Genomic DNA, 18,321 nt, shown 5'->3' with positions numbered 1-18,321 from the left:
ATATGAGTGAAATCAAAACCCCTGTCGTTTGGCTTCCATCTGAAGTGTACACGGCAGATGGCAAGCTCATCGGCCGCTTTTACAAACAAGACCGTTCGCCTGTAGAGTATAAGGTCATTTCTCCCTACCTGATCAACGCGCTGGTAGCTACCGAAGATACACGTTTTTACAAGCACGGCGGCGTAGATTTCATAGGCTTCGTAAGCGGCCTGGTATCTACTGCGAAGGGCGACAGGCGTGGTGCGAGCACAATTACCCAGCAGCTGGCCAAAAACCAGTTCAGCACCCGCAAACGCGGCTCGCAGGGCCTGGTAAAATACATACCTGTGCTGCGCACGATAGTTTTTAAGTGCAAAGAGTGGCTCACCGCTTATAAAATAGAGCACCTTTACACCAAGCAACAGATACTTACCATGTATTTGAATACGGTGCCTTTCGGCAATAACTCTTTTGGTATAAAAACGGCTACCCTAAAATATTTCAACAAGATGCCCGGCCAGGTTACCCCTACCGAGGCAGCTACCTTGATAGGCATGCTTAAGGCTACCTCTACCTATAACCCGCGCGTTTATCCGCAGCGTGCTATTGAACGCCGCAATGTAGTGCTCGGCCAGATGGTGAAATACAACTACTTAAGTAAAGCCGACTACGACAAGTACACGCAGTTCCCTATCGGGCTAGACGGGCATTATGTAGACAAAACCGGCCAGGGCGACTCGTACATACGCCACGCGGTAGAAAAATGGCTGGATAAGTGGTGTAAAGAAAACAACTACGACCTTTACGAAGACGGACTGAAGATATACACCACTATTGATAGCCGCTTGCAGCAATACGCCGAAGAAGCCGTGAACGATAAAATGAAGATGCTGCAGAAACGCTTCAACAATTTATGGGGCGATAAAAATCCCTGGCGCGATAGTAAAGGCGTTGAGATAAAAGACTTCCTGCTGAAGGCCGAGCAAAGGCTGCCCATTTATAAATTGCTTACAAAAAAATATAACGGCGATACCACGCAGATAAACGCCTACTTCGAAAAGAAGAAGCGCATGAGTGTATTCACCTGGAAAGGCGATCAGGATACCACCTTCAGCAGCGTGGATTCTATTAAATACTACACAAAAATCCTGAACACCGGGATGATGACCATGGAGCCATCTACCGGCAAGATAAAAGTTTGGGTGGGCGGTATCGATCATAAATACTTCAATTACGATCACGTAAACCAGTCCAAACGCCAGGCAGGTTCTACCTTCAAGCCATTTGCCTATGTTACGGCCTTAGATAACGGCTTCACCCCCTGCGATAAGTTTACCGATAAACGCGTAAGCATCAAATTCAAGGATAACGGTAAAGACGATGTTTGGGAACCCAACAATGCCGATTTCAACTTCTCGGGCCGCGAAATGTCGTTACGCTGGGCCATGGGTAAATCGGTAAACTCCATTACGGCGCAGGTTACCGAGCACGTAGGTTGGGATAAAATCGTTGATTATGCACACAAGATAGGTATCGAAAGCCCACTGAAAGCGGTGCCATCGGTATCACTAGGCTCTAATGATGTCTCTGTATTCGAGATGGTACGTGCATACAGCACCTTTCTTAATAAAGGCCAAAAAGTAGACCCCTTGCTGGTAACAAAAATAACCGACCAAAAAGGCGACATTATACAGGAGTTTACGCTTAAAACCGAGCAGGTGCTAAGCGAGGAAACAGCGTGGTTGATGCTTTATATGTTCCGCGGCGGTATGGAAGAACCGGGCGGCACCTCCCAGGCGCTTTGGGAATACCCCGGCCTATGGAAAAAAGACAACCAAATAGGCGGCAAAACAGGCACCAGCAGCGACTATGTCGACGGTTGGTATATGGGTATCACCAAGGATTTGGTAACCGGTATTTGGGTAGGTGCCGACGATAGAAGCGTGCATTTCACCACCTCAGAAACCGGCGAAGGCTCGCACACGGCGCTCCCCATCTTTGGCGAGTTTATGGAAAAGGTGTACGCCGACCCGAATTCGGGCTATACCTACGGGCCTTTCCCTAAGCCATGGGTAAAGATAACCAAGGAATATAACTGCCCTTCGCCAAGGATAAGAGAATCTGATACTACGGCAGTAGATAGCTTAATGGAGATGCCGATGGATACATCGGGTGTAATAACGCCTCCTGTTAAAGAAGAAAACCCCGAAAATAATCCGCCAACGCCTAAATAAATTGCCTATTTGAGCGTTTGGCTATAAGCGTGCTTTTAATTAAATTACGCCATATTCTTAATACAGCCTTATGAATAAACGTTACGCTTCCTACGTAAAATTTCCGCTCGTACTGTTTTGCCTGTCGCTGGCATTATTGTTTAGCCAACAGGCAAAAGCGCAGTATTTTGGGCAAAACAAAGTGCGCTATAAAAAACTCGACTTTAAGGTATATAAAACCCCCCATTTCGAGATATACTATTACATCAAAAACGATAGTATGATGAAGCGTTTTGCACAGGAAGCTGAGCTTTGGTACACGCTGCACCAGCAGGTTTTCCGCGATACCTTCAGCAAGCCCAACCCCATCATATTATACGCTAACCACCCCGATTTCCAGCAGACTACCGCCATCGATGGCGAGATAAGCGTAGGTACGGGTGGTATTACCGAGGGCCTAAAAAACCGGGTGGTTATGCCGGTGATGGAAACCAACCAAACCACCCGTCACGTTTTGGGGCACGAATTGGTGCATGCCTTTCAGTATCATATGCTGCTGGGGCGCGATTCGTCCAACTTCGAGAACATAGGCAATATACCACTCTGGATGGTGGAGGGTATGGCCGAGTACCTTTCGCTGGGTAAAAAAGATGCTTACACCGCCATGTGGATGCGCGATGCTTACCTTAACCATGATATCCCAACGGTAGAAGAACTTACCACCGGCAACAAATACTTCCCATACCGCTATGGCGAGGCATTTTGGTCGTTCCTGGGTTCTACCTATGGCGATACCATCATCGTGCCTTTCTTTAAGAATACGGCGCGTTTTGGCCTGCAATACGGCATCAGGCGCACATTTGGGTATGATGACAAAACCCTCTCTCGCCTGTGGAAAAACTCTATAGAAACTACATATAAGCCGTTTTTAAAAGATACCGTGCAAAAACCGGTTGGCTTAAAAGTTATCGATGATAAAAACGGCGGCGACATGACTGTGGCACCATCCGTTAGTCCCGATGGGCAATACATAGCATTCCTGTCTTCAAAAAACCTTTTCAGCATAGACCTTTACCTTGCCGATGCCCATACGGGCCGAGTCGTTAAGCGGTTGACAAGCAAAACGGCCAATTCACATGTGGATGAGTTCAACTTTATCGAATCGGCGGGCGCTTGGTCGCCCGATAGCAAGAAATTCGCTTTCAGCGTATTCAGTAAGGGGCGAAACCGCATGCTGGTAGTTGCCGTGCCGGATGGAAAGGTGTTGAACGATATTTCGATGGGCAAGGCCGAGCAGTTCAGCAACTTAACATGGTCGCCCGATGGTAAGAATGTGGCTTTCCAGGCACTGTCTGAAGGCCAGGGTGATATTTACATGTATAACTTCGATACCAAAAAAGTTACTCAGCTTACCAACGATAAGTACTCAGATTATCAGCCCAGCTTCTCGCGAGATGGCAAGAAGATTATCTTCTCCAGCGATCGCAGCACTTACGACCAGGGGTTATCGCAGGAAATCACCTTCAACCTGGCCGAATTGGATATCGCAACCGGCAAGGTTACCGATATCAAAATCTTCAACCACGCCAATAACCTTAACCCGCTATACTCTGCCGACGGTACCCAGATTTACTTCCTGAGCAACCGCGACGGTTTCCGTAACTTGTACCGCTACACGCTCGCCAGCGGTAAGGTTGAACAAATGACGGATCTGTTCACCGGCATATGCGGGATTACCGAATATTCGCCTGCGCTAAGCATCTCCGCCAGTGATGATATCGTGTACTCTTATTACCGCGCGCAAAAATACACGGTGTATAATGCCAAGGCTTCGGAGTTTAAACCGCTGGTTGTTGATGCCGGCACTACTAATTTCGATGTGGCCATGCTCCCACCCACCCGCGCCGTGGGTGTTGATTTGATCAACTCCAACTTAAATAACTACCTGGCCTACCCCAAATTATCTGCCGATTCTATCCACAGCGTAGCATATAAGCCCAAATTTAAGCTTGATGCATTGGCCAGCAACGGTGTAGGCGCGCAGATTGGCACTTACGGCACCGGCTTATCCAGCGGTATCGTAGGCGTTTTTAGTGATATTTTGGGCCGCAACCAAATCTACGCCAGCGCTTCGGTGAACGGCGAGGTCTACGATTTTGGCGCGCAGGGCATCTACATTAACCAGGAGGGCCGCTGGAACTGGGGTTTCGGCTTATCTCACATACCTTACCAGTTCGGTAATTATGGCCTTACAGCAACTACTATAGATTACCAGGGACAGCCGCTTAACGTGCTAGATCAGCATACCGATATCATCCGTATCTTCCAGGATGCGATACAGGGCTTTTTGCAGTACCCTATATCCAAACAACTGCGATACGAAATTGGCGCAAGCGCAGCACGCAGCAGCTTCAGGATAGACCGCTACAGCACTTACTACCCTATCGATACATTGGGCAACGTTTACAACGCAATCGACTTTAAAAAGCACAAAATATCCCGCGAACAATACCTTGCCGAAACCGGCTACGATTACCGCCCTTTCAGCACCTACACCGTTGGCACATCGCTCACCGGCGACGACTCTTACTTCGGTATAGCCGCTCCGCTTGGGGGCTACCGTTTTAAGTTGGGAATTGATTACAACTTCGGCACTTACAAATATTATTCGCCAAATATCGATTTGCGCAAATACGTGCGTGTGCAGCCGGTTACTTTTGCCGCAAGGTTTTATGGCACGGGCCGCTTTGGCGACGATGCCAACGCTTTTTACCCGCTATCCGTTAGCTACCCGTGGCTGGTACGCGGTTACGACCTTTACAGCGATAACTCCACTGTTGGCGGCACTACAAGCCTTTGGAACAGCAACCAGCTGAATGGCAGCCGTATTGCGGTAGCTAATTTTGAGATACGCCTTCCCTTTACCGGCCCCGAAAAATTGGCTTTGATACCCTCGAAACTTCTTTTTTCGGATCTTAACTTTTTCTTCGACGCAGGTTTGGCCTGGAACAAAGGCGATAAGATTACACTGTTCCAAACCGAGCCTGATATCCTGTCAACAACACCCGTTACCGACCCTAACACCAATCAAACTACAAACTATGTAACCGTAAGCCGCGTGCCGGCATTTAGCGCAGGTGTATCGCTAAGGGTAAATGTGTTCGGTGCCTTTATATTGGAACCTTACTACGCTTTCCCCTTCAACCGCAAGGACGTGAAGAAACCTGTGTTTGGCTTCAACTTTACACCGGGATGGTAATAGTTTAGATTTGAAATCTGAGATATAAAATGTGAGATTTGAATCACATTTTTCAAAGAAATAATAGAGAGCCAAAGCGTTTGCTGCTTCGGCTTTTTTTATGCAGTTTTTTGTAGATTACGCCTGTAAAAGCAAACACCTATTGGATAAATTCCCGATCGAAATTCAGTTTAAACATTCCTGGCGTACATATCAGCAGCGAGTGCTGGATAATTTAGATAACTATCTACTAGATGGCCATTTACATGTAATTGCCCCACCCGGTTCGGGTAAAACAATATTAGGCCTTCAGGCGGCTATCATGGTAAACCGACCAACGCTTATCCTTGCTCCTACCATAGCTATACGCAACCAATGGATACAAAAAATTTGCAATTCATTCCTCCAAACCGATACCCCCCCGGAGTGGATTTCACGCGACATACGTAAGCCTGCTTTTTTAACCATAGTTACTTACCAGGGTTTGCACGCTGCCTGCAATAATATGAAGGCCGAAGTCGAAGATGATAGCGAAGAATTAAGCACTGAGGAGCATACCCGACCAGCACAAAATCAAAATTTAGAAAATATTGTCCTCTTGTTAAAAGCCCGGCAAGTGGGCACTATAGTGGTTGATGAGGCCCACCATTTAAAAAATGAATGGTGGCAAACTTTAATTAAAATAAAACAGCGCCTGAACCCCATTATTATCGGGTTAACAGCAACGCCTCCTTACGATGTATCTGCCAATGAATGGCAACGATATATGGAATTGAATGGCCCTATAAAGGTAGAAATATCAGTGCCGGAGTTAGTAATAGAAGGCGACCTATGCCCTCACCAGGATTATGTTTACCTTTCTCAGCCAACCGATACCGAGATGGATAACATAGCCTCGTTTCGTAAAAACATCGAAAGTGCTTTCAATAACCTTAAAACCGATGTAACGCTAATCGAAGCTATAGAATCGCACCGGGCATGGGCAAATCCAACTGAAAACCTGGAATGGATTTACACCAATTTGTCCTTTTATTCTGCATCCTTGATATTCCTGAACGCCTGCGGAAAAATAATCCCGCAAAGTTTTGTCGAAATAACAGGCGATAAAAATCCCCGGGTACCTGCTTTTGATCATAAATGGGCCGAGATTCTATTGGATTTTTATTTGTATAAAGAAAAAGAAGATTTTAAATTATATAAAGACCATAAGTTAAAACTGGAGGCTAACCTTAGGCGGTGCGGAGCGTTGGAAAACCGCCAGATAACGTTTTCGAAAAATAAAAAAATCGTCAACTCTTTAACCTCAAGCCTAAGCAAATTAAATAGTATAGAACGCATTGTAGCGTTCGAATATGATAAGTTGCGTTCGTATCTGCGGTTGGTTGTTTTAACCGATTTCATAAGGAATGAATTTTATGCAAACAGCTCCAATAATTCGTTCGACTTAAACAAAATCGGTATCATCCCTATTTTTGAGAAATTAAGGCGCAGCAAAAAGAAAAATCTGAAAATTGGGGTATTAACCGGTTCTGTAGTTATCATTCCGAAGGATGCATACGCGGCTTTTTTGGCAAAAACGCATGCTTTAGGTATCAGAAACATCGAATGCCGTTGTTTACCTGCCGATGATGACTACATCTTGATAGAGCGATGCGAGCAGATAAAAAATGATATCGTAAATATCATAACCCAACTATTCGAGCAAGGCGAAATCAATGTGCTGGTGGGGACAAAATCTCTACTTGGCGAAGGATGGGATGCGCCATCAATCAACAGCCTTATCCTTGCAAGCGTTGTGGGCTCGTTCGTTTTATCTAATCAAATGCGCGGAAGGGCCATCAGGAGCCAAAATGACAACGCCGATAAAACCGGCAATATTTGGCATTTATGCTGCCTGGACACAACTTCTCCGTCTGGAGGCGCTGATTTTGAGATGCTGGAAAATCGGTTTAAATGCTTTGTAGGTGTTTCTGATAATTCAACTATTGAAAACGGCATCGATCGGCTTCATTTGTCCACGGCGACATCGTACGTTATAATGGATGAATCAAACAGGAAAACGATGCTTGCTGCTGCCGACCGTGAAGGCCTGAAACACAAATGGCAAAACGCGCTCGAAAAAGGAGCAAACCTGGTAGATGAAATTAAAATCCCATTTGTAGATAGCCGTGGCTATAAAGCAGTTATTACACTATACCTGAACAAAACGATAGCGCACTTATCTGCGGCTCTTGGTTTTGGCTTAATGGAGTATCTACTTGGAGTTGCACAATCATTGCCAAGAGCATTGAGGAGTGTAAGAAGTTTAAACCAGCTATATCTCCTTTTGGCGTTTATTTGTTTTGCGGGCTTATTGATATTTGGCCGCAAGGCATATAAAACTTTTAAGCTATATGTAAAATACCGCGATATTGCCAAAGACTTGCAAAAAATTGGTGAAGCACTGATGAATACCATGATTAAAGTTGGGATGATGAAAACGGACATACTTAATCTTAATGTCCATTCATCGCTGGATAATTTAGGCGGTGTCGACTGTCATCTGCAAGGCGGATCCACATACGAAAGCTCTGCATTTATCAACATGCTGCAGGAGATAATTGCGCCAATAGACAACCCGAAATATCTTATAGTAAGGAAAAGTTTGCTGGCACGTTTTATAAAGCAAAAAGACTTCCATACGGTACCCGAATACCTTGCGCGCAACAAAGATACGGCTAGTTACTTTGCGCAGCAATGGGAAAAAATGGTTGGCCCTTGCGAATTAATTTATACCCGTACAATTGCGGGGAGAAAGATGCTGGTTAAATCAAGGCTCCAATCCCTGTCGTCGGAATTCATTGGGAAAAATCAACGGATAAGTATCTGGAAATAAACTACACGCAGAAATAACACTTTCTATCCTAATAAAAGCCAAAACAACGAAATAATCTTGTAAGGATGCCCCCATTATTACGACCAATAGATGACAAACGCATTGGCACTATATTTCGTAGATTTATCTGTCAAAGCATATTTAAAATAGCTTACGACCATTACCAAAGAAAGAAAATCAGATGAAAAAATTAATTTTAGTAATACTCGTTATCAGCGTATTCGGCGCCATAGGCTGCCAAAACATCAACGGGCAAACCAAAAAACAAAGCGCAGCGCGCCCCAAAAGCAAAACTCCTGCGGAGTGGAAGAAAATACTGACGCCGAACCAGTACAATATTATGGTGGAGAGCGGCACCGAGCCACCCTTTAAGAACGCATATTACGATAACCACGAAAAAGGGGTTTACGTAAGCGCGGCCACCGGCGACATATTATTCAGCTCGGCCGATAAGTTCGATAGCGGTACCGGCTGGCCAAGTTTCGTAAAAGCGGTAGACGCGGGCAAAATAGAAATCGTGACCGATAACAGTTACGGCGTTACGCGCGACGAAGTCATAGAGCGCAGTACCGGCCTGCACCTGGGTCATGTGTTTGACGATGGCCCCGCCGATCGCGGCGGCAAACGCTTCTGCATGAACTCGGGCGCATTAAAATTCGTTAAAAAGTAACAGCTCTGCGCGCAGGCTGTATAGAGGGCCGTCCGCCAAAAGCGGATGGCCTTGTTTTTATGCCGCTTTCGTAATTAAGGCCTATAGTAAGGTCAACCCAATCAGGGTTTACCGGGCGTATCATCCGTTCCTTTTGAGGGCGGGTGAAAGTGCTTACCTGCTTAAAGCGCTCCATGGCCTGCTCTTCGGTATTTATCTCCTCAAAGTAAACCAAACGGTTAAGCTGCTGTGCGCTATCGAAAAAAAGCGTAGGCATTTCGCCGTAAAATTTCAGCGTTTTCAGCAGGTCTGCGCACATGCCTACATGTAAATTTTTCCTGTTCCTGTCGGTGATGATATAAACGAACCTCTTCATTTGATAAAAAAATTTGCCGGTTAAATAATTATTACTAACTTTATGAGCATAAAATTACTAATAAATTTAGCAATTCCAAATTTTATGGCAAATATTTCACAAAATATTAAGTTCCTCCGCAAAAAGAAGGGGTTAACCCAGCAACAATTTGCCGACCAGGTAGGAATAAAACGCTCATTAGTAGGTGCTTACGAAGAAGAGCGCGCAGAACCCAAATACGAGCTACTAAAATCATTAGCATTGTTTTTTGATGTATCTATTGATGATTTTATCAACGAAACCATCGATGAGAAGTGGGCTCCAAAGCCAAAAGGCAACCCGGCCAACCTGCGCATCCTAAGTATTTCGGTAGATAAAGAGGATAACGAAAATATTGAGCTGGTGCCTGTTAAGGCCAGCGCAGGTTACTTGAATGGCTATGCCGATACCGAATACGTAGCCGCGCTGCCAAAGCTTTACCTGCCCATGTTTAAGCAGGGTACGTATCGCGGTTTCGAGATAAAAGGCGATTCGATGCTGCCGCTGCAATCGGGCACCATTATTATAGGTGAATACCAGGAGAACTGGGCCGACGTGAAAGCCGGAGAAACCTACGTTGTCGTATCAAAAAGCGAGGGCGTAGTATATAAACGTGCAGGCAACAAATTCAAAGAAAACAAAAAACTGAAACTAATATCTGATAACCCGGTGTACGAACCTTACGATATCGCGGGCGAAGATGTTTTAGAGATATGGAAAGCCAAAGCCTATATATCTACCCACTTGCCCATGCCAACTCCCGAGCCTACCATGGAGAGCCTCACCACCATGATGGCCCAGATGCAGCGCTCTATAGCCGGGCTGAAAGGCGGGAATTAGTTATGAAAGGTTAGAAAACTTGGAGGGGTTGCCATGGCTGAAAGCTGTAGCAGCCCTTTTTTATGATGGCAGCTTCGATCGAAAGACTTTAAAAAATTTTAACCTTTCCAACTTTTTTAACTTCTTCAACCCTTCTAACCTCTCCACCCCTCCCCAACTTGTATCTTTTTAATTACCATCGCGTTTTTTCATCTCTGCTTCATAAATTATATCTTTATTCGCATCCTCTAAAAAGTTTAAAAGCACATGCGCCGTTGGTGGTTTATAGTAGTTTATTTATGGTTCCCCTTAATTGCGGCTGCGCAAAATGGGGTTATAACGGGTAAAATAACCGGCGCAGGCAGCAAAAACCCGGTTGCAAGGGCCAGCGTTTTCTTAAGCAATGCCAGCTATGGCACCGCATCGCTCGATGACGGGAGTTTTACGCTTCGTGGCATAAAACCGGGACAATATAATTTGGTGGTTACTGTGATAGGCTATGAAGAGTTTTCTAAACAGGTGTTGGTAGGCAGCAAACCAGTCGACCTTGCTATTGAACTTACCCCCAAGGTAATGATGATGCGCGCCGTTACCATTACCAGCAGTGCCGACTGGAAAAAGAACTACGAGATGTTTAAAAAGGATTTCATCGGCATCTCCGAAAATTCTAAACAATGCAAAGTAATTAACCCGCATATCCTCGATTTAAATTACGTGCGCAAAACCCAAACGCTGGAAGCGTCGTCCGACGAGTTTTTGGTGGTAGAGAACTATGCCCTCGGTTACCGAACCAAATTTTTGCTCAACAACTTCAGTAGCGATAATATTACGCATACTATCTCCTACTCGGGTAAGGCGTTATTTGAAGAACTGCCCGGAAGCGACTCGCAGAAAAAGAAATGGAGAGCAAAGCGCGAGGAATCGTATTATGGCTCGGCGCAGCATTTTTATCGCTCACTTTACAAGAACAAACTGGCCGGGGAAGGCTTTATTATCTATAATTACACCCGCATCCTCAACCCTAACCGCTACCAGGAAGCTTACATCCAAAAGAAATTAAAACAGTTCAACGGTATCAACCGCGATTCGGCATTGTACTGGTTTGATCAACAGAACGTACCCAAATGGGCCAAAGAAAACCTCTTGAAACCACCTTTGACAGCCGTGGATGTAGTGCGTACGACCCCGCAGGAAGGCATTTTCGCCATTACCTTTCCGGCATACCTTTATGTGGTTTATACCAAAAAACACGAAGAAGAATTATTCAGGGATATTTACCGCCCGCTGGATATGGAAAATTTCGAAACCAGCGTTATTACGCCAACCAACCGCCATTACGCCATCTTTGATATGAACGGTATCGTAATTGCCGAAAGCCCGCTGTACGAAGGCACCTGGAGCAAAGCCAAACTTTCTAACATGCTCCCCGTAGATTACGAACCCGGCGACTGATTTGGTTCATTAGTTCATTCCATGGCCGTTCACTTAAACCAATTCCCCGTCGCATTTTACCCCTGATTTGTCTTTTATGCACCCGCAGGAGTAGCAACTTATGGTGCAAATTTGTGTTATACAAAAACAAAAATTTCAACTAAGCAAACGGAGGCAAAATCTTATGAGAAAAATAATCGTTTTATCATTCATCACATTAGACGGCGTAATGCAGGCACCGGGCGGCCCCGAGGAAGACCCTTCTTCAGATTTCAACTACGGAGGCTGGTCTGCGCCTTATTCCGACGAGGATTCGGGCAAGCTGATGCAGAAACAGATGGCACCTACAGATATATTGTTGGGCCGCAAAACATTCGATATTTTTGCGGGCTATTGGCCGCAACATGCCCAATACTGGCCGGGCATCAACGAGGCTAAAAAATACGTACTATCGAATACGCTCACCGAATCAGGCTGGCAGAATACAGAATTTCTAACCAGCCTGGCTGATATTGAAAAACTTAAAAATTCTGAGGGCGGCGATATTAAAGTTTGGGGCAGCGGCGAACTGGTGAGGGCCTTGCTGAAGCATGACCTGGTAGACGAGCTTTGGCTTAAAACTTACCCCATTATCCTTGGTAAAGGCAAGAGCCTGTTTAGTGCCGAGAGCACACCGACGACGTTTACTTTGTTTGAAAGCGCCATTACGCCGAGCGGGGTAATATTTGCCAACTACAAACGGGCTGGCGAAGTAAAGACGGGCACCATCGAACCTTAAAATCATGGAACACGATTTAATAAAAACGGCCTTCCTACAAAAGGAAAGCCGTTTCTATTTCAACGCTATAACTACCACTGTCCTAAGCTATCCAATATTGGTTTTTTGATGCCGGGCAAATCGTTCTGATCGGTTTTTAATAATTCCAGTACCTCAATTTCATTCTGCCCTGTTTTAAACCATTCGGCCGGGGCGTAAATGGTTTGCTGCGGGCCTATGTTCCAATAACGACCAAGGTTATGCCCGTTTAGCCACACCGTACCCTTGCCCCATTTGCTTAAATCGAGGTAGGTATCTGCCGGTTTTTTAATGTTGAATATCGCCTTTTTTATCACCGGCTTACCTAGGTTGGTTTGCAGACCTTTGCCCTTTAAGTTCAGTTTATCCAACGGAAGGCCGTAGCTATACCAATTTTTCACTGCTTTGCCGTTGAACAAAACGCCCCCGGTGATGCCCTTTTTATTCTTTAATAAATACGGGCCAAAGTTTATTCGGCCAAGATTTTCTACCAGTATATCCAACCGTACTTTCCCTTTAGGCAGGGTAAGCTCCAGGCTATCCTGTTTCAGGCGCCTATCCAGTACGCCCACGCGTTTGCCGTTTAGGTAAATGATGCCATAATCGCGCAGACCGTCAATTTTCAACGTACCTGTTTTACCTCCGGTTACAGTGGTGCGATATAACACGAAACCGTATGCCTGGCTAAGGTCCTCAAATGTTTGCGGGTTTGCATGCAGTTTTGCTGCCGGCAGGTTGCCGAATAAGCCATAGGTTTGCGTAAAATGGATAGCGGGCAAATCTGCGGATGGCTTAGCCGCCGGTACCTCAGGTAATGTTTCCCCGGGTGCGAGGTGTTTTTGAATAACCGCCCTGAATTTTAGGTATTTGTCGGTAGCGTTGCCTGCTTCATCAAGCGGCGCATCGTAATCGTAGCTGCTTATCTGTGGTTCGTAAGGGTCTTTATCGTTATAATTAGCTCCGTTCATGAAACCGCGCGTGGTGCCGCCATGAAACATATACATATTGATGGAAACCCCGGCCGACAGTACCGAATCGAGCTTGGCCAGATAATGCTCTGCCGGTACCGTATGGTGCTTAGTACCCCACCAATCGAACCAGGCAGGGTACCACTCGGCTATAAAATACGGGCCCTTGCCACCGTAGTTCTCATTAATCAGGCGTTTTACCTTCGCCACATCGTCTACACCGTTTATGGCGGGCAACAGGCCTGGTAAATGGCCATCTTTTATGGCAGCCTCTGGGTCGCAGGTGTACAGTTGCCCGTCAAACCCAGCATCAAGGAACATTTTTTGGTTCAGGGCAAGGTAATCTTTATCCGCCCCGTAAGAGCCATATTCGTTCTCTATCTGCACCATCAAAATATTGCCGCCGTGGTTTATCTGTAAGGGCGCTAGCTGCTTGCCTACCTGCATAATATACTTGTGGTAAGCGGCCAGGTATTTAGGCTCTTTACTGCGCACCTGCAGGCCCTGCTCCTTCTCCAGCCAGTACGGGTAGCCGCCAAACTCCCATTCGGCGCAAACGTATGGGCTGGGGCGCAGTATCACCCAAAGGCCCTCCTCCTTTGCAATCTTCACAAACTCGGCAATATCATGGTTGCCTCTAAAATCGTACTGGCCTTTCTGCGGCTCGTGCGCGTTCCAGAAAACGTAGGTACCGATGGTATTGAGGCCCATGGTTTTGGCCATTTTCATACGGGCACGCCAGGCTTCGCGCGGTACGCGGGTGTAGTGCATCTCTCCCGAAATTATCTGGAAAGGCTTGCCATCTAACAGGAATACGTTATCGCTTAGGGTAAACGTATGTTTAGCCGTTTGCGCCCTAAGGCAGTACGACGTGAATAAAACGAGGACGAACAATAGTAGTTTTAGAAGTTTCATATAGTGCAATACGGTGTTATATTTTTATGAAGACGGCTTATTTTACATCGAGCCTGATGGTAGAAGATTTTAAACTGCCCGAACTGAACTGAATCAGCACGGTACCCGGCCCACCGGATGTTTGTATGTAAGCCAGCAAGCGGCCATGTAGTGTCTTCCGTTGGTTTGCCTGATAACTTTCGTGGCTGCTATTGCTGCCGCTTTCCAGCCCCAACAGCTTTGCCGGGCCTGTAACCGTTACGCTGATATCATCTTCGGCAGTAAACACGGGGTTGCCGTCTTTATCTGTCACGTAAACTTCAACCTGGCATAAACCACCTGCCTTGCTTTTAAAAGATATTTTATCGGCCACTGCTTTAAGTTGATAGGCGTCTCCGGCAGTGCTGATAGCATTGCTGCATACCTCAACACCGTTGTTGTACCCTTTAACCCGCAGTTCGCCGGGTTGGTAGGCTACCTCCCAATATGGCACCTGGCCTTTCGCCGCAGCGCGGGATTGCCTGCCGAGGGATTGCCCGTTCAGAAACAATTCTACCTCCTGGCAATTGGTAAAGCAGTCAACTTTTGTTTTGCTTCCGGGCTGCCAGTTCCAAATCGGTTCGGCGGTTCGATGGCTCCAAATGCCTTTATCTTCGATACTGGTTATGGCACGCGTGCCTATATAAGCCATCGGTTTATCGGCCCACAGGCTTTGGCGGTAAAAGTATTCGGGTTTTTTAAAGCCTGCCAGGTCAATCAACCCTGCGCCATTACTACGTTGGGGCCATTTGCCGGCCTCGCCGAGGTAATCTATACCCGTCCACAGGTATTGGGCCGAGATGTATTCGTTGCTATCAACCGCCGCCCAGGCCTGTTGCGCCATACCGTTCTCGCTGCCATAGATGATGCGGTTGGGGTATTTCTTATGGTCGTCGGCGTAGCGGTATTCCTGGTAATTATAGCCTACTACGTCCAGCTCTTCGGGGTAGCCAACCTCGTTAGACATTACTACCCCTGCAAGCGCAGCGGTAACGGGGCGGGTGGTATCAACCGTCTTCACCGCTTTTGCCAACTGCCTGGCCAATGGCGTAAGGCCGCTGGCTGCCGGATGATCGGGCAGGTACCCCTTGCCGTAAATTTGCGGGTTGCGCCCGCTGTTGAGCACTTCGTGGCTATAAGGGTCGTTAGGGTAATCAATTTCGTTGCCGATGCTCCACATAATGATGGATGGGTGGTTGCGCGCACGTTGCACCATATCGCTTACATCCCTGTCGGCCCATTCTTTAAAATACTCGTGATAACCGTCTTTAGAGGGGGTGCCTACATTCCAGCCGGCCACCCATTTGTTTTTGCCTATTGCCCACTCGTCGAAAGCTTCGTCTATAACCAGAAAGCCCATTTTATCGCACAAGTCATACAGGTAATCGGCATGGGGGTTATGGCTTAACCGCAACGAATTTACGCCGGCATCTTTCAGGATATTAAGCCTCCGCACCCAAACCTCTGGCGGCACGGCAACGCCCAAAGCGCCCGCATCATCGTGGATGCATACGCCTTTTAGCTTGGTACTCTTGCCATTCAGGAAAAATCCTTTATCCTTATCGAAACGGATGCTGCGGATGCCTACGTTTTGCGTCACCTCGTCTATCTTTAAGCCTTTGCTAAGTAACGTGACCTGCAATTTGTATAATTCTGGCTTTTCGCTACCCCACAAACGTGGAGTGGTTAGCTGCTTATCGAAGCTTATTTGCTGTTTACCCGCTTTTGCAATGAGTTGTTTTTGCAGCGTTGCGGCCACTTTGCCCTTGCCATCAAACAGGTTTATTCGCACCGTAATAGGCGTATTGTCGCTTCCGCTGTTGGTCACGTCCAGTTTTAGGTTTATCGTGGCTTTGGCAATAGTGACTTCCGGCGTGGAAAAGGCTACATCCCACAGGCCTACGTGTACCCTATTTTTCACCACAAGGTAAACGTTGCGGTAAATGCCCGAACCTGTGTACCAGCGCGAATCGGCAAACTGGCTGTGATCTGCCTTTACCACTATTTGGTTTTGGCCCGAAAGGTTCAGGTATTTGCTAAGCTCGTACTGGAAAGGGATGAACCCATTTGGCCGTTTGCCCAGCAAATGGCCGTTTATCCAAACCTCGCTGTTTTTATAAACGCCATCGAAGTATATGTAGACCTGTTTGCCGCGCCAACCGGCGTTGCCTGCAAAGCTTTTTTTATACCAGCCGATACCACCGGGCAGGTAACCGGTAGCACTGGCCCAGGCATCGCTAAAAGGGCCTTCTATGCTCCAATCGTGCGGCAGGCTTACGTTTTTCCAGTCGGTTTCGAGCTTGAGGCCATCCATACCTTTATTAATATCGCCTTTATGAAAGGCCCAACCGGAGTTGAATAAGGCCGGCGTGCCGGGTGTCTGCGCTTTAAGCTGTGCGGGCAACCATATGAAGATAAAGGCCGAAAATAACACGTAAATCTTTTTCATAACAGATAGCTAATCAATGGTGCCCGTAAGCGTAACGATGGACCGCGCCGGAATTATAGTATTATTCCCGGTAATAACCCCGGATTTAAGCTCCGAATCCTGAGCGGTAAGGTAAGAGGTCTCCAAACTCAATTTTGCCGAAGCTGCGTCAAAGCCTGTCGTGACCGGCTCTTTAGTTGTATTGACGATTACGAGCGTAAGCTCCCTCCCATTTTTAAATGCCGAAACCAGCAGCGGGCCGCTGCTGGGCGTTGCGGCTATCCGCACCGCATCCTGTGTAATAAAGCGACTGTAATTGCCCATAGCCCAAAGCATTTTACTGGCGTAGAAATTACCGTCGGTTTTGTTTTTATCGATGTAGATGAGGCCGTCTTTATAGTCGTAAGGCGATATGGCGGTCCACCATTGCCATGCTGATGCGTTGGCTACGGTTAAGTCGGTATGTATTACTGATGCCAGGTACAGCGCCGCGTCGATGCCCAAATCGCGGTGGCGGCCGTCTATTTCGCCGGCGTTATCGCCCAAAATGCAGTATTCCGATTGCCATAACTGCAAGCCATTTATTGCGGCCACGGTATCGGCCAGCGCTTTGCGGGCTTTTACAGAAGCTGCCATTGGCGATGTAGTGAAATAGCTGTGCGTAGCTATAGTACGGCTCAGCGTAGGCAAATCGCCGATATAAGTAGGCGTGCAGGGTTTGAAAAAATCGTTAACCTGGTTGCCTTTGCCGTGCTTATCGCCTTTGGTAAAAAGGTAGTTGATGCTCCCGGCTTCGCCAATCAATATTTTAGCGCTTATTTTATCTTTTTGGAAGGTTTTATCAATAGCGCGTACCAGCCCGGCTATTTCGGCATTATTGTAGGGGCATCCCTCCTGCCCGCCATCGCTCCAATCCCATTGGGGCTCGTTAACAGGGCTGATGTAATCGAATTTTATCCCGGCTACTTTTTGCAAACCGTTTACCGTACTGGCCAGGTAAGCTGCAAAGGCATCGTATTTATCAGGCGTTATGTTCACCTTGCCGTTGGTTGCGAAGCTTTTGCCATTTGCCGTAAACTGTACCGGCGGACTATTACTAAATCCCAAAAATTGTTTCACGCCGCGCTGTTTCGCTGCCTTTAAAAACCATACCTGACCTGCCTGGTTTTGCCAATTATAGGTGCCATCCGTATTGAGGAACGATTCGGCGCGCCGCCATTCATCGCCAATGCCGCTTGCATTGCCCTGCTGCGTGCTGCCTGCACCAATATTAAACCGCCATTGCGATAAACCAATCCCCATGGGCGAGCCATCGGGATAAGTATTACGGCTAAAGAGTAAATCGGCTATCTTGTTGCGTTTGGCATCGGGCCAATTGCCCACAAACTGGCAGGCCCAGGCATCTGATGCCGCAAAGTTGCTGATGGTTTGGTAGGTTTTGGCAGCATCGATATGTATAGTTACTTCACCAGACTGCCCATGGGCAACCAGCCGGCCAAGCGCCAGGCAGGTTGCCGTTAAAAGGGCAAATCTAATAGTTGATGTTCTGATCATTATTTAAAAAACAAAGCGGGCAGGCCTGCCGGCATAGCCCGCTT

Annotated in this window: 11 protein-coding genes; 7 read left to right on the top strand and 4 right to left on the bottom strand. The window is 46.9% G+C overall.

Translation table 11 applies throughout. From position 1 onward, the window contains the following. Positions 1-2: 2 nt before the first annotated feature. From AC1DYT_RS07995 to msrB, 4 genes are all read left to right on the top strand, one after another. A complete protein-coding gene (locus tag AC1DYT_RS07995; protein WP_477469105.1) occupies positions 3-2,213 on the top strand; it encodes a penicillin-binding protein 1A in 2,211 nt (736 codons plus the stop codon). A gap of 70 nt (positions 2,214-2,283) precedes the next feature. Continuing rightward, positions 2,284-5,451 (top strand): DPP IV N-terminal domain-containing protein, encoded by a 3,168-nt coding sequence (locus AC1DYT_RS07990; protein WP_477469104.1) that lies wholly within the window; start codon positions 2,284-2,286, stop codon positions 5,449-5,451. A 142-nt stretch (positions 5,452-5,593) separates the two neighbouring features. After that, positions 5,594-8,305 (top strand): DEAD/DEAH box helicase family protein, encoded by a 2,712-nt coding sequence (locus AC1DYT_RS07985; protein ID WP_477469103.1) that lies wholly within the window; start codon positions 5,594-5,596, stop codon positions 8,303-8,305. Positions 8,306-8,486: 181 nt separating this feature from the next. Continuing rightward, complete coding sequence (msrB, locus tag AC1DYT_RS07980) at positions 8,487-8,975, top strand: peptide-methionine (R)-S-oxide reductase MsrB (RefSeq protein ID WP_477469102.1); 489 nt, start codon at positions 8,487-8,489, stop codon at positions 8,973-8,975. Here msrB and AC1DYT_RS07975 read toward each other — a convergent pair. Next, positions 8,965-9,330 (bottom strand): GIY-YIG nuclease family protein, encoded by a 366-nt coding sequence (locus tag AC1DYT_RS07975; protein WP_477458932.1) that lies wholly within the window; start codon positions 9,328-9,330, stop codon positions 8,965-8,967. The genes msrB and AC1DYT_RS07975 overlap by 11 nt on opposite strands. 84 nt (positions 9,331-9,414) lie before the next feature. Between AC1DYT_RS07975 and AC1DYT_RS07970 the strand changes: the two genes are divergently transcribed. From AC1DYT_RS07970 to AC1DYT_RS07960, 3 genes are all read left to right on the top strand, one after another. Then, entirely contained in the window at positions 9,415-10,188 is a 774-nt protein-coding gene (locus AC1DYT_RS07970) for an XRE family transcriptional regulator (protein WP_477469101.1), read from the top strand. Positions 10,189-10,434: 246 nt separating this feature from the next. After that, positions 10,435-11,619, top strand: a complete 1,185-nt coding sequence (locus tag AC1DYT_RS07965; RefSeq protein WP_477469100.1) for a carboxypeptidase-like regulatory domain-containing protein — start codon at positions 10,435-10,437, stop codon at positions 11,617-11,619. A 163-nt stretch (positions 11,620-11,782) separates the two neighbouring features. Beyond that, the gene (locus AC1DYT_RS07960; RefSeq protein WP_477469099.1) at positions 11,783-12,376 is read left to right on the top strand and encodes a dihydrofolate reductase family protein; all 594 of its coding nucleotides are present in this window, start codon (positions 11,783-11,785) and stop codon (positions 12,374-12,376) included. A 71-nt stretch (positions 12,377-12,447) separates the two neighbouring features. Here the strand turns inward: AC1DYT_RS07960 and AC1DYT_RS07955 are convergent, their stop codons facing one another. From AC1DYT_RS07955 to AC1DYT_RS07945, 3 genes are read right to left on the bottom strand one after another with little or no spacing between them, the layout of a single operon-like run. Next, complete coding sequence (locus tag AC1DYT_RS07955; RefSeq protein WP_477469098.1) at positions 12,448-14,277, bottom strand: glycoside hydrolase family 35 protein; 1,830 nt, start codon at positions 14,275-14,277, stop codon at positions 12,448-12,450. 37 nt (positions 14,278-14,314) lie between these two features. Then, positions 14,315-16,744, bottom strand: a complete 2,430-nt coding sequence (locus AC1DYT_RS07950; RefSeq protein WP_477469097.1) for a glycoside hydrolase family 2 TIM barrel-domain containing protein — start codon at positions 16,742-16,744, stop codon at positions 14,315-14,317. Positions 16,745-16,753: 9 nt separating this feature from the next. Next, a complete protein-coding gene (locus AC1DYT_RS07945) occupies positions 16,754-18,277 on the bottom strand; it encodes a glycoside hydrolase (protein WP_477469096.1) in 1,524 nt (507 codons plus the stop codon). Positions 18,278-18,321: the final 44 nt, after the last annotated feature.

The sequence above is a fragment of the Mucilaginibacter sp. P1_D10 genome, assembly GCF_056406215.1.
This window is presented reverse-complemented; position numbering and strand designations above follow the sequence as displayed.

Excerpts from the sequence above, each read along its gene's own strand:
- msrB (WP_477469102.1), top strand. The coding sequence starts at position 8,487 with ATGAAAAAATTAATTTTAGTAATACTCGTTATCAGCGTATTCGGCGCC.
- AC1DYT_RS07965 (WP_477469100.1), top strand. The coding sequence starts at position 10,435 with ATGCGCCGTTGGTGGTTTATAGTAGTTTATTTATGGTTCCCCTTAATT.
- AC1DYT_RS07960 (WP_477469099.1), top strand. The coding sequence starts at position 11,783 with ATGAGAAAAATAATCGTTTTATCATTCATCACATTAGACGGCGTAATG.
- AC1DYT_RS07990 (WP_477469104.1), top strand. The coding sequence starts at position 2,284 with ATGAATAAACGTTACGCTTCCTACGTAAAATTTCCGCTCGTACTGTTT.
- AC1DYT_RS07945 (WP_477469096.1), bottom strand. The coding sequence starts at position 18,277 with ATGATCAGAACATCAACTATTAGATTTGCCCTTTTAACGGCAACCTGC.
- AC1DYT_RS07995 (WP_477469105.1), top strand. The coding sequence starts at position 3 with ATGAGTGAAATCAAAACCCCTGTCGTTTGGCTTCCATCTGAAGTGTAC.
- AC1DYT_RS07970 (WP_477469101.1), top strand. The coding sequence starts at position 9,415 with ATGGCAAATATTTCACAAAATATTAAGTTCCTCCGCAAAAAGAAGGGG.
- AC1DYT_RS07975 (WP_477458932.1), bottom strand. The coding sequence starts at position 9,330 with ATGAAGAGGTTCGTTTATATCATCACCGACAGGAACAGGAAAAATTTA.
- AC1DYT_RS07950 (WP_477469097.1), bottom strand. The coding sequence starts at position 16,744 with ATGAAAAAGATTTACGTGTTATTTTCGGCCTTTATCTTCATATGGTTG.
- AC1DYT_RS07955 (WP_477469098.1), bottom strand. The coding sequence starts at position 14,277 with ATGAAACTTCTAAAACTACTATTGTTCGTCCTCGTTTTATTCACGTCG.